Here is a 22,128-nt window from a genome sequence, read left to right on the forward strand (position 1 = left end):
TACTAGAGGGGCTTCTGACCGCATATTACCTGCACTGGATTTTGTGCCTGCCAAAGATGAGACAAACCTGCTTGTTTAAGCCTGGAAACACTTACACTTATACCATCCACCTGCAAATACCCCTTACTTTTTAGAAATTCAAGGACAAGGGGGCCTGTCTCCAAGGTCACTGCATTGGCGACCAACCAGCCACCTGGTTTTAGCTTTTCATTGGCCATGGTTAAAATCTCCCTTAGGGAACCAGCATGTCCACCAATAAATATTCTGTCTGCCAGAGGGAGTTTTTCCATGGTGCCCGGTGCGTCACCCGGGACCAATTTCACATTATTCAGGCCAAACCTGCGAATGTTTGCCTCCAGCAGTTCATCAGCATGGCTGTCCCTTTCCAAGGCATAAACTGTACCGGGATGAACCTGCAGGGCACACTCTACAGAAATACTGCCGGTACCTGCACCAACATCATAAACCACCGCTCCAGGGAATAATCTTAATCTGGAGACTGATATAATTCTAACCTCTAGCTTGGTCATAGGCACACCGCTTACCCGCTTAAACAGGTCATCAGGTATACCCGGGGTCCTATAGGGCCACTCTACCTTAGACACCAATTACCACCACACAGTTTAGAAGAATTTTATTATAGTCCTTCAATTGGCTTAGACTTCCCCTATAGAGGTATTCTGTCTCAAGGGACAAATTGCATCCAACTGACACCGGCAAATCGGAACAGCCACCAGCCAATAATTCAGCGGCTAATCCCTGGGGGGTATTAACCTTATCCGTTAATACTGCTGCCACCAGCCCTGCCTGAAGAACCCCCAGCAAACGTTGGTCCTGCCGCCCATGCCGGCTTATGAATGCCACATCCTGCCAGGGTTGTTTTAGGCGAGCAAACATTAATTGGATAGAACTTATCCCTGGAATAAACTCAAGAACTTCCTCCGGAAACCTATTCCTTAAAAAAGCGGCCAGGCTGTAGAATCCGGGATCACCAGATACCAGCACAACCACCTTTTTAAATTGATAGTTGCTCCTAATATATTCTGTTGCCGCCTCCAAATCTGAACCTAAGGGGTAAGATTCCTGGCCCGGCGATAAGAAACTCGCCAACAGGCGAGGGGCACCAATCAATATCTCCCCCTTGGCTAGTGCCCTGGCTCCGGCCCTGGTTAAAAATTCTGGGTCCCCAGGCCCAACTCCTACTATGGTTATGATATTTTCCATCCCAGCTTACCACCCATCTCCTTGGCTCCATTGTCCAGACCCACAACTTGACCATTTAGGGAATACATAACAGTGCCAACCTTAAACTTTTCATGGACATACCTATAGGCCCTTATACTTGCTGCCGCAGCCAGCCGATCAAATACCCTGGTCAGTTGATATCTCTCTAATATCTCTACACTTTCCTCTGCCGTATTCATATTCATTAAACTAAAAATTGCCTCCTGGGGTGCTCCCTCCAAGGCTGCGTAGGCTGTTATGGTCTCCCGTCTGGCGTCGGCCAGCTTCCCCAAGGTATGGAAAACCCCTGCTGCAACCTTAACCATTTTCCCAAGGTGCCCCAGCAGCATAATTCCCTCAACAGACCTATTAGAACATTCCTCCAGCATGAAGCCTATAAAATTGCTGGTTTCTATTATGGCATCAGGGGGAATCCCTAGTTCTTTAGCCTTTTTGACACCGAGGAGTCCCGGAGTTAATACTAATGTTCTATAGCCCAGGGCTAAGGCCTGATCAATTTGGGGTGTAAGGGAGTGACGGTAGGCTTCCTCTGACATGGGTCTCACCAGACCTCCGGTTCCCAAAATAGATATTCCACCCACTATACCTAATCTTGGATTCATGGTTTTATCCGCGATAGCCTCTCCCCCGGGCACGCTGATTATTATACTAGCACCCGCTCCGGGAGGCAGTTCTTTTTTTACCTCTTCAATAATCATTTGCCTTGGCACAGGATTGATGGCCGGCTCACCCACCGGTACTGATAGACCTGGCTTTGTCACTAGCCCGACACCATCACCCCCGGCAAGGATAATCTCTCCATCCGTGAGGCTAACCTCAGCAATAACCGATAGGCCATGGGTAACATCGGGATCATCTCCCGCATCTTTAGTGACATGGGCCCGACAAAAATCCCTGCCCCTTTCAAGACGGTCAATCTTTAACTCAACCTGGCCGCCCCTGGGTAAAGAAATCGCCATTTTCCCGCACTCGGAACCACTGACCAAATACCTGGCCGCAGCCTTTGCAGCGGCTGCCGCACAACTTCCAGTTGTATATCCAGTTCTTAATCTGCTATTTAAATTGGCCATTATTTTCCCCCGGCCCTTGGTATTGGGCACATGCAGTTAAGAAGTTTTCTGCTGCCCTGGGATTATATCTAAAATGCAAATGCACATAGGTAGCCAAAATATTTCCATCTATATACCCATCGGGCCGATTATCCTGACCCCTTCCACCTGTTAGGGTAAATGCCTGACCATCTTGTAATTCCGAAATGGAGGACCAATGAAATTCATGTCCCCGCAACTCCAATCCGGCATCCCCCAGGATACTTTTTCTAAGTAATTTGGCCTTGACGTAACCAAGACCTGCTAATTTTTTACCCATTATGGCCTTTGCCGGAACTAAGCCAGCCCCGGGAAATACCTCTCGGCTCTGGGAATGTATCTCCTTGCATAGATACATCAGCCCCCCGCATTCGGCATAGATGGGCATACCATAGGCAGCAGCCTGTTTAATATCCGCCAACAAGGCTTTATTCGCCGCTAGGGTGGGGAGAAACTCTTCTGGAAATCCCCCGCCTAAATAGATACCCTTAATGTTAGCGGGTAAATGTGAATCCTCCAAGGGACTAAACCAATGTATTTCTGCACCCAATTCCTTGAGGTAGTCCAGGCTGTCCTGGTAGTAAAAATTAAATGCCTTATCCCTTGCCACGCCTAAGGTGACCTTGGTTTTGAACACAGAGGGATTTTCGGGATACACCAAAGGGAAATCCCCTGCTCCCTGTGCTAAGGAAATTAATCTATCAATATTTATTTCGTCCTCAACCTTAGCTGCTAGCTTAATTAGTGCCTGTTGCAAGTCTTTATTCTCTTCGGCAGGCAGTAATCCCAACTGGCGGGCAGGCATGCTTATGCCCTTATCTTCTTTTAAGGCGCCCAGCAGCGGTAATCCCAATTCACCTTCAATGACTTCCTGAATAAAGTCAACATGCCGTTGGCTACCCACACCGTTGGCAATAACTCCCACCAGGTTGACATTGGGATCAAAATGCCGGTAGCCTGCCACCAGTGCCGCAGCACTTCTAGCCAAGCCCTTGGCGGAAAACACCAGTACCACGGGAGTTCGCAATATCTTAGCAACCTGGGCGGTACTTCCTACCTCCCCTTGACCCCTGGCTCCGTCATAAAGCCCCATAACGCCTTCAATTAGGGATAGCTCGCTGGTGGCAGAGTGCTTTTGGAATAGGCTTTGAATTGCTTCTGGGGAGCCCATCCAACTATCTAAATTATGTGAGACCATCCCGGCCGCCACCTTATGTAAACCTGTATCAATGTAGTCAGGTCCAACTTTATAGGGTTGTACATTTAATCCCCTTAATCTAAGGGCCGCCAGCAGACCTAATGTGAGGGTGGTCTTACCCACTCCACTATGTGTTCCTGCCAAACATATCCTGGGTAGATACATATTTTCACCTGATATCTTTTAATGAAATTAATATAATCAGTGAAATTATACTTTACCACATCTGGAAATACAAGGAATTACTTTCTACAAAAGGATTGCCTCTAATGTCGGTTTTTCGGCAGGATTTTATTACCCAAAAGAATAATTTATATATATATGTTAGATTTTCCAATATTTAAAGACAGATTGGAAATACTTAGTTTTGTAGAAAAACCAAATTGCTCATTATTCTGGAGAGGATGAAACAAATTGGAAGTAAGTCCGTTTATTTTTTCCTGGGGACCAATTACCCTGAGATGGTATGGCTTCCTAATGATGGTGGCCGTCCTGCTTGGTACATGGCTAGCTATCAGGGAGGCTCGCCGTGTTGGCGTCAAGGAAGACGACATTATTGATATGGTGCTTATCGGAGCACCCATTTCCTGGCTTGGGGCCAGGGCATATTATGTTATCATGCGTTGGGACTACTACAGTCAAAATCTAATTGAAATACCAATGATTTGGCATGGTGGTCTGGCCCTGCACGGCGGCTTAATTACTGCTGTTATTTTCGGCTACTTTTATTGTAGGGTGCGGGGCTTATATTTCTGGCAAATAGCAGATATCGTGGCACCAAGTTTTCCCTTGGGCCAAGCAATTGGCCGCTGGGGCAACTTCTTTAATCAAGAAGCCTATGGATATCCGACCAACCTGCCCTGGGCCATGTATATTGATGGTGCCTACCGCCATCCAACCTTCTTATACGAATCCCTGTGGAACTTCCTTGTTTTTGCAGTCCTAATGTTCCGTCGTAAAAAGGAGGTTTTTCATGGTCATCTCTTTGCTATCTACCTGGCCCTATATTCAGTAGGTAGATTCTTTATTGAAGGACTGCGAACAGACAGTCTCATGCTCGGTCCCTTAAGGGCCGCCCAAGTGGTCAGTGTGCTGCTCTTTGCCCTGGCAGTGGCAGGCTACATCTATCTTTCTAAAAGACACCAAAACAAGCTGATAAGATAAAGTTATCCTTAGCTCTTAAGAAGCCCTTCCTTCTATTATAAAAGGTCCGGGCTTTTTTTAATGGAGCATTTCTATACATCATTTTATCCTATTTATTAAAAAAAGACCGTTTCAGGTGAAAATATATGATTTTAGTCATATTCATGACATTTACTCCTAAATATGAGGTATGAGGTAATACCTTTTCGTTTGCACGTCCAATTAGATAGGTATATGATAATAGTATTAAGAATCTAGTTAGTTAAATTTAAGCAATATTGTGAGGCGTATTTAAAATGATGCCCGAAGGTCCTTAGGCAGAGCTGAACCACATCTTTTTAAAAAACATGACAGGTGGGTATAAGCAGATGCAACTAGAATATGGACTTTCAAAACTAAAAATCAAATTTTCTGGTCGGATGGAAGGCTACAATTCAGCTATCCTACGTAAAGACATTACTGCAGGCATTATTGTAGGTATTGTAGCTATCCCCCTATCCCTTGCCTTTGCCATTGCTTCAGGGGTAAAACCTGAGTATGGTATTTATACCAGCGTTATTGCCGGCTTGATAGTTGCCTTATTTGGCGGTTCCCGGGTTCAGATTGCCGGTCCTACCGGTGCCTTTGTACCTATTTTGCTTTCCATTGTTTTGTTATATGGTTATGAAAATTTACTGATTGCAACTTTTCTTTCAGGGATCATTCTATTGCTAATGGGCATAACCAAGTTGGGAGTATTAATTAGATTTATTCCCCGACCTGTAACCGTAGGTTTTACATCGGGGATAGCGGTAATAATTTTTTGCGGGCAAATTGATACCTTTTTAGGGCTCCAAGGGGTATTAAAGCATGAGTATTTCCTACAAAATATTTCAGAAATCGGTAGACATTTACACACAATCCATATGCCCAGTGTTATTGTATCTGTTATCTGTCTAGCGGTTTTAATAATATGTCCTAAATTAGTTCCAGCTTTACCAGGTCCCTTCCTAGGAATTATAGCCTCGACTCTGGTTGCTACTTTCTTTTTTAATGGTTCTGTGGAAACCATTGGCAGCAAATTTGGTGAAATTTCTACAGCATTTCCCGAAATTCGTCTGCCCCAGATTACCATGGACCGAATAAACCTGCTGATAGGACCTGCCCTGGCCATAACAATTTTGGGAAGCATTGAGTCCCTCCTATCCTGCGTTGTTAGCGACGAGATGACTGGTCATAAACATGATAGTAATAAGGAGCTAGTCGGCCAGGGAATCGCCAATATTGTGACCCCTATGTTCGGAGGTATTGCTGCCACCGGCGCCATAGCCCGCACAGCCACGAATATCAAAAACGGTGGAAAAACACCCGTGGCAGGAATCATTCATTCTTTGACAGTGCTCCTTTTAGTCTTTACATTGGCACCCCTGGTTTCACGTATACCCTTGGCCAGTATGGCGCCTATTTTAATGGTGGTGGCTTGGAATATGAGCGAACAGAAACAATTTTTTCATCTATTAAAAACTACAAAAAGTGATGCCTTGGTATTAATAATAACTTTTATCCTCACCATATTGTTAGATTTGACCGTGGCAGTAGGCTTTGGCCTGCTTTTAGCGGCAGCATTATTTGTTAACCGCATGAGCGATACCCTCTCTGTAGAAAAGGTGTTACCAAACCGTAATTTAAGGGAAAAGGTAACACCTGAAGTTGTTAATCCTTATCATGACTGCCCTCAAATAAGTATCTATACAATCAATGGAGCGCTATTCTTCGGGGCTGTTGAAACCTTTGAAACAACTTTAACACAATGTATTAAAGCTAAACCAAAGCTATTGATATTAAGACTTGGTAATGTTTTCGTATTAGACGCCACCGCAGAGGTAGCCCTAGAGAAAATAGTAGAGACATTTCATAAAGAAAAGGGTCTTGTCCTTATCACAGGACTAAAAAAACAACCTAAAGAAATCCTCAGAAAATCTGGACTTTATGAAAAATTAGGTGAGCAAAACTTCTATGACCGGACCGGGTTGGCCATCAGCGATGCCCTCCTGCATATTGATTCAGAAAAATGTTTAGGATGCAAACATGACGCCTTTTACGAGTGTAAGGAACTTTCAAAACAACTAGCAATATAGATGCTCAAAAAGCCGGAGAATCAAAATTAATCTCCGGCTTTTAACTTCTAACTTCTATTCAATTAAATCTTTAAGTCTTGCGCCGTGAGTCAGGGTTTTTTGACTCATTTTTTCTTTTGGGCTGGTTTATCATTTTTTTCAAACCTGGTAAACAGCATACCAGACGCCACCGCGGTTATTGGGATGGCTAAGATTAGGCCAATGCTGCCTGTTAGAGCGCGAACGATTTCCGTGGCAATTAAATCCAGGTTTATTATTTTCAAAAAGGGCATTTCATAGGCCATAAAAATTAATATAAGGGGAATGGCGCCACCTGTATAGGCTAAAATCAAGGTATTTGCCATGGTACCCATTATATCTCTACCTACATTCATACCTGCCTGAGTCAATTCCTTCATTTTAAGCAAAGGATTTACCCTTCTAACTTCTTCAATGGCCGATGCTACTGAAATTCCTACATCCATTACCGCCCCTAAAGCACCAATAATCATTCCGGCGAAAAGCAAGCCCTGGAAATTAAAGTCCACCTGTTGGGGAATATATAGCAGCATCTGCATTTCCTCACTGCTGAAGCCTGTCAGTCTGGCAGCTTTACCCACCAGCATGGCTAAAACACCTGCTACCACAACACCGCTGGTGGTGCCAATGATGCCCGAAAAGGTCTTAATATTAAAGCCATGCACCAAAATCATGGTGAAGGAGGTCAAAACAGCAGCTACAAATACGGTGGACAGGATAGGGTCATAGCCCTTAAACAACATGGGCAGCAGGATATAAAAAATACCCGCCCCGGTTACGCCCAGTGAGATAACCGATTTTAACCCCTTTATCCCTCCAATTACGATCATAATTAGCGCAAAAAAACCCGTCAGATAATAAAGCTTCTTATCCCTGGCAAAATCCGAAACAAAGGCACCGGTAATCTTTCCCTCATCAACCATCAGGGATAATACAACCTCATCTCCAGGATTGACTATTACAGCCATGCCTAGTTGGGCGGGTACCATATGAGTGAGTATCAATTCTTCACCTTTAAAGTCGCCGCTGAGCATTTTAACGGTCAGAATTTGCTCCTTATCCTGGACCCAGCCTTCCATTACCGGGTCAATTTCTTGCCCTTCGATTACCTTCAATACCTTGGCCCGAACGATTACTTCCTTTTCAACTGCAGGTTCATGTATATCATTTTCATTAGCCAGGACCTGTCCAGCAAATAACAGTGACAAAATCAGCATCAGGATAGGCAATATAGCAAATCTTTTCATAACACACCCCATACTTAAGAATATTCGACAATAACCTTACTAGATTGTACTTTAACTAGTTAATTCCCGGCAACCCTTCAAAAATGGCTTTTCCGGGAATTTGGGCTTTTCTAGGGTAGTAATTTGTCTTAAATATACTCCTGATCCAATTTGTTAATATTTGCACGTCCTGAGGACAACTCCACCAGTTTTGCAGCTAATACCTCAAATTCTTCTAATAATATTTGAGCTCTAATTAATGCCCGATCCGTTACTAAAACCTCAATTATGTTAGCACCCGATTTTTCAATTGCCTTCTTCACCCTACCAAACAAATTTAAGTCAAACTGTACAGTAAAAGCTTGGGCTAAACGCCTGGTGACTAAACCAGCCTCTGCGATTCCTAAGGTGCTGGTCTGGGAATAGGCCCTGACTAATCCCCCTGCCCCTAATAACACTCCACCATAGTAGCGGGTAACTACCAGAGCTACCCTTAGTAAGTTTTCGCCCCTAATAACGTTTAAAACTGGCCTTCCCGCTGTTCCACTGGGTTCACCATCATCACTGCACTTTTCCTGATCTTCTGAAATTCGATAGGCATAGACATTATGGGTAGCTTCCCTATGGAGTTTACCAACGGCCCGGATAAAATCCATGGCCTCCTCCTCGTTCGGAACGGGTTTAACAGTGGCAATAAATCGAGATTTTTTAATAATTAATTCAGCGACAGCCTCTTTGGAAACCGTGCAATAGCTTAGCAAAATTCTCATTCCCTTCTGTCTTAAATCGTGGACACCTTTGAGGATAAATGGTATTATTTCCAAAGACAAGTGATTTTTGGTATTTTTTATAATCGGAGGCTGAAATGAAAGGAATTTTATATGGCATTGGTGTAGGTCCCGGTGACCCCGAGCTGATTACAGTTAAAGCTGTAAATATCTTAAAAAATATTGATGTGGTGATAGGGCCAAGAACTCAAAAAAAGGGGTCAAGTCTGGCATTGGATATTGCCTCACCTTATTTAAAACCTGATGCAGAGATATTGGAACTGGTTTTCCCCATGGTTTACGAGGAGGAAACCTTAAATACAGCCTGGGAAAGCAGCTCGAATGAGATATTAAACCAATTAAACCTAGGCAAAAAAGTAGCCTTCCTAACCCTTGGTGACCCAATGCTTTACAGCACCTATATTTATATATACAGGTTACTTTCTAAAAAGGCTGCCCAGATAGAAACAATTCCAGGTATCACGTCCTTTTGTGCAGCCGCCAGCAGGCTTGGGTTTCCCCTTGCAGATACCAATGATATAATCTCCATTGTACCGGCTACCTGTGAACGAAAGGATTTAGACCGTGCCCTTGCTATTTCAGACACAGTGGTCTTAATGAAGGTTTCAAAGGATTTCCCAGGAATCATTAAAAGTCTCCAGACTAATAACCTCGCTGATAATGCCGTGATGATCAGCAAGTGCGGCCACCCTGAAGAGTCAATTCATTACAATTTAACAAGCCAGGAGGCTCTTAAGCCAAACTATCTCTCCACCATTTTAGCAAAACGTTCATCCAAGTAAATAAATATAGCCCAGCCCTCTGACTGATAAAATCATCCAGAGGGCTGTGATTTATTTATTAATGGTACTTTCGTCCCTTACCAAAGGCTTATCATAAACAGCATGCCCTGTTGTTAAGGGGCTGCGCTCTACCAGTAACTGCACTTTATTAAATTCTGGCAATTGGGTAATGGTATTAACAATAGCGTTTACAGCGATGAATTCCCCGGTGCTACCCTGCATATTAGCTAAAGCCTGATTAAAGTTTAAGGTAATGGTATCTCCATCCTTTTGATAGTAGATCAATTCTGTTCCCTCCGGTATCACCGGGTTCAGCTTATCAGGCTTAGCAAGCTCATTAACGAGTGCTACCACCATATCATTAGGTTTGTCAATTTCTCTTTCAACAGGTACAAGGGCATCAGCCTGCTCATTAGCAAAATACAGGACAACCTTAACTCTTTCAGGAGACGGTTCTTGTTCTACTAGGACAGGTGCTGCCTCCTGATCAGTTTTACTGTTTCCACACCCAACTACTATAAGAGAAAGGATCATCATGACTACCAAAATAGTGTATTTTTTCATAGTATCCTCCTGAATTTTTATTACTAATGGAGTTTACCATATTTCCAACCAATTTAGCTACACTAAAAAGCAAGGCACAAACTTACAAAATATGGTTTTGGACAATCTCAGAAAAATCCAGAGGATAAGCCCTATAATCCACCTTTAATCGTTTTAATGAATAAGTTAAACCTCAGGAAGCCTGAGGTTTAACTGTTGCTTAAAGTATTTTATTGGCGCCTCTATATCGAGGTCCCCAATAGTTGTCATTCATTGAGTCAATCCTAATTCCTCTGGAACTAGAAGAATGAATAAATTTATTATCCCCGATATAAATACCTGAATGGTTTATCCCATTACCACCGGTATTAAAAAATACTAAATCACCTGGTTGTAATTCTTCTTTTTTAATAATAGTACCTGAATTATATTGTCCGGCTGCAGTGTGCACTAGGTCTATACCAAAATTCTTAAAAACATACTTAACATAACCGGAACAATCAAACCCCGCCGGTGTATCCCCACCGGAACGATATCTTACCCCAATATATTCTTTAGCATATTCCAACACTGCCTGTGCTCTGTCAACTATTCCCCTGGAAGCCAGCTCTTGCTCTTGTCTCTGCTCTTCAGTAAGGGTTCTAAAGGATTGCTGGTTTGCTGCTTGTTCAGGCAGCTCCAGAATCATGCCCGGTTGCAGATTTGTACTACTGAGATTATTTAAATTTTGAAGTACATCCACTGTGGTACCATTCTTATTTGCAATTGACCAAAGGGTATCTCCTTTTTCCACTGTTACTTGGGCTGCCATTGCCGGACTCGCCAGTAGTATTAATGGCAAAGACACTAAAACCACCCATGTCCCGATGCGCTTGCTAAATGTCAACTACACTTCCCCGCTTTCTACGCCTACGGAGTTAGCTGACGGGTTCGGACCGAAAGTAGCCCGCTACCGAGGTAGTTCACCCCCAAAAGATTGGTTCCCCCGTTTTCCCAAAAAGAAATTAGGCGTTTCTTAATATCGTATAAATTTAATTCGCCAAAAGTTTCCACTTTCCTGCAAAAACTAGATAATTATTTCACTTATTGCCTAAAGTTCTATAAAGATGTAAATATTTCTAATAATTCTTTATGTATTTGGAAACAATTAAAATTGCTTCGAAAAACACTGCTTTAAATTAAGGAGAATATCTATGACTCTATCCCAGGCTACCTGGAACTGTACTCGTCTAATGTTAAATGTAGCCCTGCCAATTAAAGCAGTAATAAATCCTCCCCGTAAAAGAAACACTCACCGTTTCTGCAACCTACAGGCCATAGGAATTTTGAAAAGAGATGGTCTTCGAAAAGAGGCCTTGTTGTTACAATCCGGCGTTGACTCCTTGAACGAAGGTGCCATCTGGTGTGATACAGGTTTTAAATACATCAGTCACTATTACAATCCCCATGTAGGTGCAGGTCTTTGGAATGGCCCGGATGCACCGACAGAGTGTCAGTCCTATTTCAACCGAGCAGTTGAGATGTGGCGGAGGGGGTATCGTGAGCAGGCAATTTTTTACCTGGGAGCAGCCACCCATATTATGCAGGACCTTTGTGTTCCCCATCATGCCAGTGGTCTTGTTTTCAATGGACACCAATATTTTGAGTACTGGGCTCGCAAACACTATGAAGACTTCGCAATTAATTCCTGCGGCATTTATAAAATTATTAATTCAGCAAGTGATTGGGTAAGGGAAAATGCATTTTTTTCGTCAATCTATTTACCCACAGTTTCGGAAAATGCTCAAATTACTTCTATTGAAAAGACCGTTGAAATTCTCCTTGAACGGGCACAAAGAACTACTGCAGGCTTCCTGCATTTATTTTGTAAAAGTGTTTTGAATTGATAAATCCTTGCTATTAAGTTAGGCTCTACTATTTACCAATTAACTAAAATAAGTTTATAATTCCCAATAAATGAGCCCTAGGTTTAGTGAAACACTTTACTAAAATCTCCGTCTAGTATAAAGAACACATTAACAGCATTCTAAAAAGGAGAGCAGCCATGAGCAGGACCACCTTTATACTATTGATTACTTTGTTCACTATAACTATGTTTACGGGATGTGCCTCCCAGGACAATGAAATCCTATTGCAAAAAACAGATACCAACTTTCAAGAAACTTATTCTGAATTAGGTAACAAGGTAATCCTTAACTCAATCGAAAGACAGCTTCCCGGGAGCAAGAGTAAGGATAAAATTATCCTATATGCCGAGCAGGCAGATGACGGAATGCCCTTGTCTTGGTCACTGGTTGTCGATGGAATTGAGATGGTCAAGCTTGATCATGAGGAAAATCTTTACGGATTTGCCGAGGTCAAATTCCAGGATTTAGACGGCGATAATAAAGATGAAGTCCTATTATATCGTCAGTCAAGTGGCAGTGCCGGTGCCAGGGGGTTGAATGTTTATAGAGTTTCTGATGAAGGCTGGGAAGAAATTTTTGGTATAATAAACCCCGTAGATCTAGAAGATGAAAGGTATATTGTAAAATACCTGGGCGATTATTATGCCAGTTTCGAGGATACTGCGACAGGTTTAAAATCTACCATTCAGTTGGATAAGAAAAGCTACCAGGGAATGGAGGAAATGCTATCGGGCATTGGAACCTGGGTAGACCCAATTGCCGAATATAGTATTGTGGATCCTGACGGGGACAATTCGAAAGAAATAATTTCTATTCAGAGGGTTATTGGTATATCCCATGTTGATACCCTGGCTTTATTAAAAACCACCTATAGACTGGAACAAGGAAAATATAAGGCTATCACCTTAAGCTTAGCTGACAAAAATGATAAATTACTAGCGGAAGTAAACCTTTAAAGACTAATAAGGGAGTAATCAGCGGCGATTACTCCCTTATCATTAGCTCTTGACCATGTTCTTTCAACCATTGACGGTGCCTTTTATATTCTGGACAAAGGCTTTCAACCAACGACCAGAATTTTTTTGAATGGTTCATTTCTATTAAATGGGCTAACTCATGTACCACCAGATAATCAAGTACAGGTAAAGGTGCCATAATAATCCTAAAGTTGAAATTTAGGTTTCCTTGACTTGAGCAGCTTCCCCAGCGGGTTTTTTGATCCTTGATAAATATTTGATTGATATTAACACCCAGTTTATTTTTAAACTCAGCAACCCTATTTGCTATTATTTCTTTGGCCTGGTACCTAAGCCAGGCCTCTAAAATCTCCGTCTTCTTACCCGATTCTTTCTGGGGCAGCATCAAAACAACTTTATCCCCCACCAGTTCTACTAAAGGCGGACCTTGCTGATAAACGGTTACCAAACGATAGTTCCTGCCCAGGAAGGGTAAAATCTGCCCGTCTTGACCAAAGCGGTTCTTCCTTCGTTTTGAAACCTTAGTCAGGGAATCCAGTTTTTGAATAATCCAATTTTCGTTGTTCTTTAGCAGGGGTTCAATTCTAGAATGTGGATAATTAGCCGGTACTACAACCTCTAATCCCTTCTCTGTACTTACTTTAAGGTTAACCCTTTTAGCCCTGCTGCTCTCCCTTAGGGAATAGGTAATCTTCTTCCCGCCTAGCTTTATTTCTGTACTATTATGACAGGCAGGTACAGTTGGCGATTTTTTTCTACCAGATTCATTCACCATCTCAACCCCCTTACCAAATAATACCATATAATTGGTTGCTTGTTCCATAATTTTTGACTTTAATTAGAAAATAAAGGACCGCTGGGGATTAAACCCACCGGTCCATATTTATTAATACTAGCTCTCCACCTTTGTTGACTTATGTTGATTTCCATTTGCCTCCCATACCTCGGAGGGAGGTGTTAGTATTAATGCCTCATCATGCCAGGTACAGGATACTTCATCTGTTAAGGCCAAAGCAATATTTCTTAGATGTTCGCTTATTCTAAGATAGGCATTGATAACATCCATATGAATAAAGCTGGTATTCTCAGTTTCATGGGCTCCCTTTTGCATCCTGGCAATATGGCTCATTCTCAGCCTGAATTCCAGATCAACAATATCTTCTTGCAGGGTTTTTGCCCTCTCTGCCATAACGCAGCTATTTGTTGCCAAGGCGGTGTTTACCATATGGGTTAGTTCTACAATTTTTGTGTGCATGGTATATATATCCGTGTGCCCCTCGGTGGAAAAGTCAAGATTGTTGACATACTTACTTTCTGCCTTATAAAGGATATTCTTTTCTATGACATCTCCGATGTACTCAAAATCCCGAACAATATGAACTAAACCCATGGTCTTATTGAATTCATCCCTTGTTAATGGTTGCCTTAACAAATGAGTAAGATATTTATTTGTGGCCGTCGAGAGAAGATCAATATGATTTTCCTTTTGATGTATTTGTTCGGCTAGATCTGGATCGTAGGTCTTAAACAATGGGTATACCTGCTTAGTCATATCTGTCACGTGATCAGATATATGCATTATTTCCTTGGAGGCCATGCCAATAGCTACCTCAGGTGTAGAAAACAAGCTTTCGTCTAAATACTTGGGTGCAATATCCGCAGAGGCTTCTTTCTTTTCCGGAACAATTATTTCTAGGAACCTGGCAAAATGAGATACAAAGGGAACGAATAGGGCAGCAATTGCCAGATTAAATAGTGTGTGAACATTGGCCACCTGAAAACCCGGGGAAGAAGTAAGTTTCATCATTAATTCGGCCAGTGGCCCCACAAAGGGTAAGAAAAGTATTACCCCCACAGCCTTAAAAAGCAGGTGTGCGGTAGCTACCCTTTGGGATTCCCTAGATGAACCAAGGCTTGATAATATGGCGGTAAAAGCAGTTCCTACATTGGCTCCGAACAGCATAAATATTGCAGGCTCAAGGGTTATCATATGCTGCATGGAAAGCAACATTATTATCCCAATGGTTGCCGCACTACTGTGTACCAAAAAGGTGAATACCGCAGCAACAATCATAGCAAGAAGAGGGCTGTCACTCATCTGCAGTAGAACCTTGGCAAACATAGGATCATCCCTTAAGGGATACATGGTATCGGACATAATCTTTAGACCCAAAAACAGCAGGCCAAAACCCATCAATACTTGGCCGATCCTTTTGTGCTTATGCCTTTTCGAAAAAAAGATAATTGTCGCACCAATGCCGACAACGGGTAATGATATTTCAGTAACTTTTAATGCAATCAGTTGAGCAGTAACAGTGGTGCCAATATCAGCACCCAGTATTACGGCCAAGGTTTGCCGCAGGCTAATAATTGACGCACTTGTCAAGCTTACCAATACCACGGTTGTAGCGGTGCTGCTCTGGAATAATATTGTTACAAAGGCCCCTAGTACCATACCAATTAATCTATTATTAGTTAGTGAAGATAGGGCTTCACGAAGTTTTTTTCCTGCAATTTTTTGTAAACCTTCACTTAGAACATACATGCCGTAAAGTAATAAACCCATACCACCAATCATACTGAGAATAGCTGTTTGCCAAGACACTTCGCTCACACCCTTCCGCTGGTAACTGTGGATATTTTCACAAATAAAGGTTAAAAAAAATGTAGCAATAGCTACCTAAATAATTTTTACAAAGGTTTTCTTAACATATTCTTAATAATTCAATTTTAATCCATTCCTCGAACCATGTCAATTCATCGGGATCATCCTAAGATCATTACCTGCCCGCATAACCGGCATAATATAAAATATGCCTCATCTTGGCTATTTTGTAAAGGGAAATTAGTAAATAATTCCTTCCTGTTAATTTAATCAATGGCTCAGCCCCCCCTAGGGAGAAGGCGTCCAAATAAACAGAATTTATAATCTATTATATATTCTTTATATGTTAAGCAGGGTGCTTCTTGATACTTGTCTCCGGACATAAATATTGACCGTCCTATTTTTCTAGAGAAAACTACTTTACCTATAAATAAAAAACACCCAAATGCCTTTTATATAAGGAATTATCGGGTGTTCTATTATTTAATATTGAATTACTATTTTCACCTTGCTATTCTTCCGAGGATTTTTTCATCTTTTCAATGGCTTGTTGGTTTGAAGACACCATTTGGGCTATATCCTTTGCAGACTTAGAAGATCTTTCAGCCAGTTTTCTTACCTCTTGAGCTACCACTGCAAATGTGCGGCCATGATCCCCAGCCCTGGCAGCTTCAATGGAAGCATTGAGGGAGAGCATATTGGTTTGCTCGGCGATATCGTGGATGATTTCCGCCACGGAGCCAATATCCTGCTGAAAAGAAACTAGTTGCTGTAGTTGATCTAAGATATAATTTTCGATGGCCAGCTGCATATCTAGGTTTAGCTTCTTCATAAAAGCAATTAATGCCTCTGTATAGACATCAGTGCAACCACCATGGTGTTCAGCTAAAATTCGTTGGATTTGGTTAGTGTATATCTGATATGTACCTAAGTACCACTTTGGGTAAAGGCCGATCTGTTGATGCCTTTTACCAATGGCCAGCCTTCCCTCAATATATTTATCATCAACGGGATCGCACAGGGAGATGAAGTATCTCTTTTGAGTTTCCTTCAGTCTATCTACGGTGCTGAATTTACTGATCATGTCCTTTAGATAAGAAAACCCTAGGATATGCTTATAAAACTCGTTTATTACACCGTCAGCTTCTTTAGTAAATAACTCCTTATAACTAACCATTAGCTGAACTTCCCGCTCAGTAATATCTAAATAAGCCAACTGGGATTGGCGTTGAACTGCTTTGGCAGCTTGATTTATATGTTCAGTCAAAAGTAATCACCCCTTCAAATTGTCATGATTTCTTGATTATTTAATTCGACATTTGCGATTATTTTCCTTCCCAATATAAAATGCCCCCTTAGTTAAACAGTTTTATTATTTTAACTGTCTACCATAAAGGGAGCATATCAACTATTTAAAATTTGTATTGATTTATCTTTTCTTTAATATTCTTTGTAACTAGATTTACCTCTTCGGCAGAGCTAGTTAGCTCTTGGATAGAAGCAGATTGTTCCTCCGTAAAGGCTGCGATGGTTTCTACACTCTCGGTTGTGCTGGTTACCAATTCTGTGATTTTTATAATTTCACTATTTGCCCTTTGACTTTCCTTTTGAATTGTTTGGGCATCAGTAGCTACCTCCATCATATTCTGGGTTACTACCTTTGTTTTGGCAAGGATATCTGCAAAGGCTTTTACAACATTATTAGAACTGCCGGTTGCATTTGCAATGCTAACAACTTCTTCCATGTCGTGTTTGATCTGTACTAACAAATCATTGATCCTGCTTGTTGCCTCGGCACTTTGAGAGGCCAGTTTCCGAACCTCATCAGCAACCACGGCAAAGCCTTTGCCTTGTTCCCCCGCTCTCGCTGCCTCTATGGCGGCATTGAGGGCTAATAGGTTGGTCTGTTCAGCAATTCCCTTAATGGTATCAACTATTGTATTAATTTGGTTAGTTTTTTGATTTAGGGTATCAATGGATACTACCATTCTTTCAACTAACCCTTGACCTGTTAAGGCGGTTGCATAGGCCTCATCGGAATTATACTTTGTATTTTCCAAATTAGCAGTGATGGTAGTTAAATTGTTGTTCAGATTGTTGATAAATTGAGCTAGGTCTTTTATTTTATTTTGTTGGGAATTGGCTGATTCAGCAATATTCTGAACTCTGCCGGCCATATCAACGGTGGCGGCAGCGGAATTCTCCGAAAGTTCCTTAAATCTTTCCGATGAATATGCTAAATTACCTGCACTGCTATTGATGTAGGAAAATAGGTTTTTTAGATTTGTTGCTAATTTATTAAAGCTATCTCCTAATTCATCCCGACTAGCAATTTCCCTGGTAAAATCCTTTTCCTCAACAATCTTAATATATTTCTTAATTGGCCTAATAATTTGGTTAGTTATAAAGAAAACAACCACAATCACTACCACTAATACAAATAATACAACCTTTATTGTTTCGGTCTTGAGCTTGTCCGCCAGGGCATAAACCTCATTCTCCGGACTAACCATAGCAATAGACCAATCATTTATACCGGCCGGTTTATAGTTGACGATCATTCTTTTCCCATCAAGATACATTTGGTCCGTTCCACTTTGCAGGCTGATCATATGACTAATTAATTTCTTGTCATCTTCACTTAACTCTTCACTGGTAGCTAAATTCTCCGTTAAAAGCTTTTCCTTATCAGGGTGACTTATGTACTCGCCAGCTTTATTTAACATAAAGGTAAAACCATTATCAGTTACCTTCTTTTCAGTTATCTTGTCGGATATATATTCTAACCTAATAAATCCAACAAGCACGCCTATCTTTTCCTCCTGTTCATTAAATAAGGGAATTCCTAAACCCACAATCTTCCTTCCAGTACTCTTTGAAAAGGTAGCATCAGCAATAACAGGTTGGCCAGTTTCCCAGGGAGTAAAAAAGTATTCTTTATCTGCTATATTTACACCATGATGCTGAGCCCCTTCCGAGTGGGCAATTTCAGTACCGGTGGGATCACAGATTAATAGGTGAGAGTACTGGGGGTTATCTTTGATAAATTTATGAAAATATGGTTCAGATTTATTGTAGTCCATTGCTGTGATTACAGAGTTATGTGATAGCTGGATCATCACATCTAACTGAGATTTTAAAACATCGTCAAGATTTGTCTCTAATATCTGTTGTGTTTGGCTAACGAATTGATCCCCCAGCATGGCTTTAGACTTGTTGATACTATAGACTGTGTAAGTTAATAAAGGCACAAGTGATAGCAGAATAAACCATAAGAGTAATTTTACACGTAAGCTTTTCAAATTAATGATTTTGAGATCAAACTTCCTTTTCGCCACATTTTAACCTCCCTAATAATTACTCCAAAGGAACCATATTAATATTATCTTAACATTCAATTTACACCAACTTGCTTTTACAAATATGGTAATTAATAGTCATGAGGTGAACTTTTTGTGTCATTTTATGTTAAATATTGTCACATTATTTATTATATATTTGGTTATTTTTTCCATACCTGACAATTTAAAAAGTCTCTTAAGTCCAATAAAATCTTGGATTTAGAGACTTTTAGTTAAATTTAAGTATAACAGGTAATCGTTTATTTTTGTTATGTCTATTAAGATATAAGAACTTTATAGTGCATGGGTTAATTCCCGCTTGTTAGGTGTCGATTTTAATTCACTGACCTTTTCAATGGTTTTTACTAATCTTTCTTTAGCAAAAGGTTTTACAATAAAATCTAGCGCTCCCTCTTGAATTGCTTTTTTAATTATGCTCTCTTGCCCTATGGCACTGATCACTATGATGATCACAGAAGCACAAATCTGTTTAATTGCTTTTATTGCTTCTAGCCCATCCATTACAGGCATGGTTATATCCATTAGTACAATATCTGGTTTATATTCTTTAAACATATTAACTGCTTGTTCCCCATTCTCAGCTTGACCCACTATGTTATGACATTCTCTTTCTAATATAAGTTGTATCTGACTTCTCATAAATGCCGAATCATCTGCTATAAGAATGTTCATTTTACAACCCCTTTCATAATCCCTTTTATAGTAATTTTAAGCCCTTAATGTAATGTCATTACTTTATATATCGACCTTTAATAACATTATTAATGGAGCTTAGGTCTATTCTTCTTAGGACTATTGGACTATATTTTAAAGTATTATTATCTGCCTAATAAACTCCTGTGTTATGACCCCCAAAAAACAAAAAACCTGCAAATCCTTTAATTTTAAGGATTCGCAGGTTTATATTTGGATTCTAATATGGTGCGCCTGACAGGAATCGAAGAAACCCTACTATGATACGGCTAAAGTCTGTTATATCAAGCTTCTTTTAACTCTTCCTTGTATTCTTTTCCGACTGATTTTCCGAATAATACATTTAAAGCATCCGTCACATTTACTCTCCTCTCAATAACATGTGAGTACATTGCTATAGTGGTAGTAGGGGTACTGTGCCCAAGCAGATATGCAACCGTAGGAATTGTAAAACCTGCATATACAGGTGAGTATACCATTTAATTGATCCTAGCTTTTAGTATGGGGAGAGTGAAATACCTGCACCTAATCTTATAACTCTAGAAGAATTTTGAATCAATCTATCGTCATGCGTGGCCAATATTATTGTTTTTCCTTCTCGATTAAGATCCCTTAATATATTAAGTACTGACTGGACATTATCCCCGTCGAGATTACCTGTTGGCTCGTCAGCAAGGATTAGAGGTGGGTTGTTAGCAAGTGTACCTATCATTTTAAACAATGTTAGTTCTTCAATTTTATTTCCATAAAACGGCATATCTTCTGGTTTTATTTCAGCTATCACGTTCGCTGGTTGCAGTTTATGCCAAACGTAGGCCTCGATACCCCTATAAAACGGGATTATTAATATTGGTACGGATATAATAAGCACTACTAGGTTAACAGAAAATTGTCTAAACCAGAACTTATAGTCAAGAAACAGCATTCTAATAATAGGTAGCAAATATTAACACCCCAAAAAATTAATTAGTCCATTCCTCTTTTAATAACTTAAATTGTAATTGAATATTATTATAATAAAGATATGTTATAAGTGAGTTTAGTATCAATAACCCATTCATTGACAAGATTATTAATATAAGTCACTTGTTTAGCACAGGTGCAAAAGGAAGTCCAATAATTTTCATAAATATTACACGGGTTATTAATAAGTACGTTAATAAGCCGGATATTGATAATATAGTTGTTTTGTATATAGTTAAGGCTATATACATATATAATTTCTTAATACCTAGAACTTCAAGAATAATTCCATAGGGTAGAAAATATTTTTTTATACTTCTCATTTCATAAATAGATAAAAAATATTAATTCTAAAAAAATAGCAATAGATATTCCTTTTACCAATAAACACATATTTTCGCTACTGTTATAAAAAACCGATCATTCACTGATCGGTTGAAAATCATTAAGTACATCGTATCTCATACTCATTGCATTTTTCCTACTTTTATTAACCTTCTCGTTATAGACAAAACCATTCTTTTCATAGAACTTTGGGGTATCTGGTTTATGTGTTATATCTGCGTCAACTACTAGAAACCTACAACCAATGCCAATATGATTCAATTGCTCTAAATAACCTAGTGCTAGATACATTAAAAACGAACCATACGGTGGTTTACCTTCTCCACGGTACTTTTCACATACCGCCAATTTACCAATTTTAAGTGCCGGAATCGAGCCAAACGGAATATTCAAACCTTCTTTTTCTTTTTCATTTGGATCGAGAATAAAAGAGTCTGTGTTTAATGATATGTAACCGATAACATCAGCATTGGTTTTGTTAATTAATAACTTTACTTGGCTGATATTCTTTTCAATATAAATTTGCGCATCGTGAGTTAAAAACTCATTATAATCTGGAATACCACAATCAAAATCCCCGAGCCTATATCTCGGGGAATAGTTAACTAGTTCTACCGCCTCTGCAATTTCGTCAAAAAACTCTTCTCCATACATTGTTTATTTTGTTACTAAAAGCAATGTTGCCAAGGCTTTCTTCCTACGGCTTTGATTTTTGTCTGGTTTATTCAGATCTTTCACTAAATCAACTAGATCTTGACCTTTTAATACTGGTGTAGATAAAATTGGAGTAGCCATTAATTTTACCTCCTTATCTTGAGGCGGCAGATTACTATAGTTTTTATTGGTATTTTTATCGTTATTGCCCATATTATACCATCCAATCTGGTAAAATTCTACCACTTTTTTCCCACTTTTAGCCATGTTTAACCGTCTTGTAAACGCTTATTATAGTTTATTAGTGTTCCCAATAATCATTCAAAACAAATATCTACATTTAAATCAAAAGCCCCAAAAACCAAAGGACAATGACTAGGGTGATTAATTGAATCTTTAGACCTGGTAAAACCATGCCTAGACGCAGAATTTAGCCCCTAGAAACGTTCTTAATAGAGTTTAGGCATCTAAATT

At 40.2% G+C, this 22,128-nt stretch carries 22 protein-coding genes and 1 riboswitch; of the genes, 5 read left to right on the forward strand and 17 right to left on the reverse strand.

The features are described from left to right. Positions 1-2: 2 nt before the first annotated feature. The 4 genes from cbiT to P6N53_RS03875 are packed head-to-tail and all read right to left on the reverse strand — an operon-like array spanning position 3 to position 3,696. Positions 3-605: a precorrin-6Y C5,15-methyltransferase (decarboxylating) subunit CbiT gene (cbiT, locus tag P6N53_RS03860; protein WP_304541329.1), complete on the reverse strand. Its 603-nt coding sequence runs from the start codon at positions 603-605 to the stop codon at positions 3-5. Beyond that, positions 598-1,224, reverse strand: a complete 627-nt coding sequence (cbiE, locus tag P6N53_RS03865; protein ID WP_304541330.1) for a precorrin-6y C5,15-methyltransferase (decarboxylating) subunit CbiE — start codon at positions 1,222-1,224, stop codon at positions 598-600. Before cbiE ends, cbiT begins: the two co-directional genes overlap by 8 nt. Further along, a complete protein-coding gene (gene cbiD, locus P6N53_RS03870) occupies positions 1,209-2,315 on the reverse strand; it encodes a cobalt-precorrin-5B (C(1))-methyltransferase CbiD (RefSeq protein WP_304541332.1) in 1,107 nt (368 codons plus the stop codon). The genes cbiE and cbiD overlap by 16 nt, the downstream gene beginning before the upstream one ends. Then, positions 2,299-3,696 carry a cobyrinic acid a,c-diamide synthase CobB gene (locus tag P6N53_RS03875; protein ID WP_304541333.1) on the reverse strand — a complete coding sequence of 466 codons (1,398 nt, stop codon included), beginning with the start codon at positions 3,694-3,696 and terminating at the stop codon, positions 2,299-2,301. The genes cbiD and P6N53_RS03875 overlap by 17 nt, the downstream gene beginning before the upstream one ends. A 249-nt stretch (positions 3,697-3,945) precedes the next feature. Between P6N53_RS03875 and lgt the strand changes: the two genes are divergently transcribed. Together lgt and P6N53_RS03885 are read left to right on the forward strand one after the other, a co-directional pair. Next, on the forward strand, positions 3,946-4,695 hold the full coding sequence (lgt, locus tag P6N53_RS03880; RefSeq protein ID WP_304541335.1) for a prolipoprotein diacylglyceryl transferase: 750 nt from the start codon (positions 3,946-3,948) through the stop codon (positions 4,693-4,695). A gap of 347 nt (positions 4,696-5,042) precedes the next feature. After that, entirely contained in the window at positions 5,043-6,791 is a 1,749-nt protein-coding gene (locus tag P6N53_RS03885) for a SulP family inorganic anion transporter (protein WP_304541336.1), read from the forward strand. A gap of 104 nt (positions 6,792-6,895) precedes the next feature. Here the strand turns inward: P6N53_RS03885 and P6N53_RS03890 are convergent, their stop codons facing one another. After that, positions 6,896-8,056, reverse strand: a complete 1,161-nt coding sequence (locus tag P6N53_RS03890; RefSeq protein ID WP_304541338.1) for a YibE/F family protein — start codon at positions 8,054-8,056, stop codon at positions 6,896-6,898. Positions 8,057-8,184: 128 nt separating this feature from the next. Further along, positions 8,185-8,805 carry an IMPACT family protein gene (locus P6N53_RS03895; protein WP_304541340.1) on the reverse strand — a complete coding sequence of 207 codons (621 nt, stop codon included), beginning with the start codon at positions 8,803-8,805 and terminating at the stop codon, positions 8,185-8,187. Positions 8,806-8,900: 95 nt separating this feature from the next. Here P6N53_RS03895 and cobI point away from each other — a divergent pair, with 95 nt between their 5' ends. Beyond that, positions 8,901-9,605 carry a precorrin-2 C(20)-methyltransferase gene (gene cobI, locus P6N53_RS03900; protein ID WP_304541341.1) on the forward strand — a complete coding sequence of 235 codons (705 nt, stop codon included), beginning with the start codon at positions 8,901-8,903 and terminating at the stop codon, positions 9,603-9,605. A gap of 51 nt (positions 9,606-9,656) precedes the next feature. Here the strand turns inward: cobI and P6N53_RS03905 are convergent, their stop codons facing one another. Both P6N53_RS03905 and P6N53_RS03910 read right to left on the reverse strand, forming a co-directional pair. Further along, positions 9,657-10,169: a GerMN domain-containing protein gene (locus P6N53_RS03905; protein WP_304541342.1), complete on the reverse strand. Its 513-nt coding sequence runs from the start codon at positions 10,167-10,169 to the stop codon at positions 9,657-9,659. A 199-nt stretch (positions 10,170-10,368) separates the two neighbouring features. After that, on the reverse strand, positions 10,369-10,995 hold the full coding sequence (locus P6N53_RS03910) for a C40 family peptidase (protein WP_304541344.1): 627 nt from the start codon (positions 10,993-10,995) through the stop codon (positions 10,369-10,371). 43 nt (positions 10,996-11,038) lie between these two features. Further along, positions 11,039-11,169, reverse strand: a riboswitch (cyclic di-AMP (ydaO/yuaA leader). Positions 11,170-11,341: 172 nt separating this feature from the next. Between P6N53_RS03910 and P6N53_RS03915 the strand changes: the two genes are divergently transcribed. Then, the gene (locus P6N53_RS03915) at positions 11,342-12,034 is read left to right on the forward strand and encodes a zinc dependent phospholipase C family protein (protein WP_304541346.1); all 693 of its coding nucleotides are present in this window, start codon (positions 11,342-11,344) and stop codon (positions 12,032-12,034) included. A gap of 158 nt (positions 12,035-12,192) precedes the next feature. Beyond that, on the forward strand, positions 12,193-13,011 hold the full coding sequence (locus P6N53_RS03920; protein ID WP_304541350.1) for a YybI family spore inner coat protein: 819 nt from the start codon (positions 12,193-12,195) through the stop codon (positions 13,009-13,011). Positions 13,012-13,039: 28 nt separating this feature from the next. Here the strand turns inward: P6N53_RS03920 and P6N53_RS03925 are convergent, their stop codons facing one another. The 9 genes from P6N53_RS03925 to P6N53_RS03965 all read right to left on the reverse strand — a co-directional run bounded on the left by P6N53_RS03925 (position 13,040) and on the right by P6N53_RS03965 (position 21,921). After that, entirely contained in the window at positions 13,040-13,807 is a 768-nt protein-coding gene (locus tag P6N53_RS03925) for a M48 family metallopeptidase (protein WP_304541352.1), read from the reverse strand. A gap of 117 nt (positions 13,808-13,924) precedes the next feature. After that, the gene (locus tag P6N53_RS03930) at positions 13,925-15,637 is read right to left on the reverse strand and encodes a Na/Pi cotransporter family protein (protein WP_304541354.1); all 1,713 of its coding nucleotides are present in this window, start codon (positions 15,635-15,637) and stop codon (positions 13,925-13,927) included. Positions 15,638-16,148: 511 nt separating this feature from the next. Continuing rightward, positions 16,149-16,904, reverse strand: a complete 756-nt coding sequence (locus P6N53_RS03935; protein ID WP_304541356.1) for a globin-coupled sensor protein — start codon at positions 16,902-16,904, stop codon at positions 16,149-16,151. Between the two features lie 145 nt (positions 16,905-17,049). Beyond that, positions 17,050-18,975, reverse strand: coding sequence for a methyl-accepting chemotaxis protein (locus P6N53_RS03940; RefSeq protein ID WP_304541358.1), 1,926 nt, complete (start codon positions 18,973-18,975; stop codon positions 17,050-17,052). Positions 18,976-19,272: 297 nt separating this feature from the next. Then, a complete protein-coding gene (locus P6N53_RS03945; RefSeq protein WP_304541359.1) occupies positions 19,273-19,671 on the reverse strand; it encodes a response regulator in 399 nt (132 codons plus the stop codon). Between the two features lie 305 nt (positions 19,672-19,976). Next, the gene (locus P6N53_RS03950) at positions 19,977-20,171 is read right to left on the reverse strand and encodes a hypothetical protein (RefSeq protein WP_304541361.1); all 195 of its coding nucleotides are present in this window, start codon (positions 20,169-20,171) and stop codon (positions 19,977-19,979) included. A 17-nt stretch (positions 20,172-20,188) separates the two neighbouring features. Next, positions 20,189-20,635 carry an ATP-binding cassette domain-containing protein gene (locus P6N53_RS03955; RefSeq protein ID WP_304541363.1) on the reverse strand — a complete coding sequence of 149 codons (447 nt, stop codon included), beginning with the start codon at positions 20,633-20,635 and terminating at the stop codon, positions 20,189-20,191. A gap of 440 nt (positions 20,636-21,075) precedes the next feature. After that, on the reverse strand, positions 21,076-21,654 hold the full coding sequence (locus P6N53_RS03960; protein ID WP_304541365.1) for a GNAT family N-acetyltransferase: 579 nt from the start codon (positions 21,652-21,654) through the stop codon (positions 21,076-21,078). Between the two features lie 3 nt (positions 21,655-21,657). Continuing rightward, entirely contained in the window at positions 21,658-21,921 is a 264-nt protein-coding gene (locus P6N53_RS03965) for a hypothetical protein (protein WP_304541367.1), read from the reverse strand. Between the last annotated feature and the right edge of the window lie 207 nt (positions 21,922-22,128).

Origin of the sequence: Desulforamulus aquiferis, assembly GCF_030577015.1 — a bacterium.
GTDB lineage: Bacteria > Bacillota > Desulfotomaculia > Desulfotomaculales > Desulfotomaculaceae > Desulfotomaculum > Desulfotomaculum aquiferis.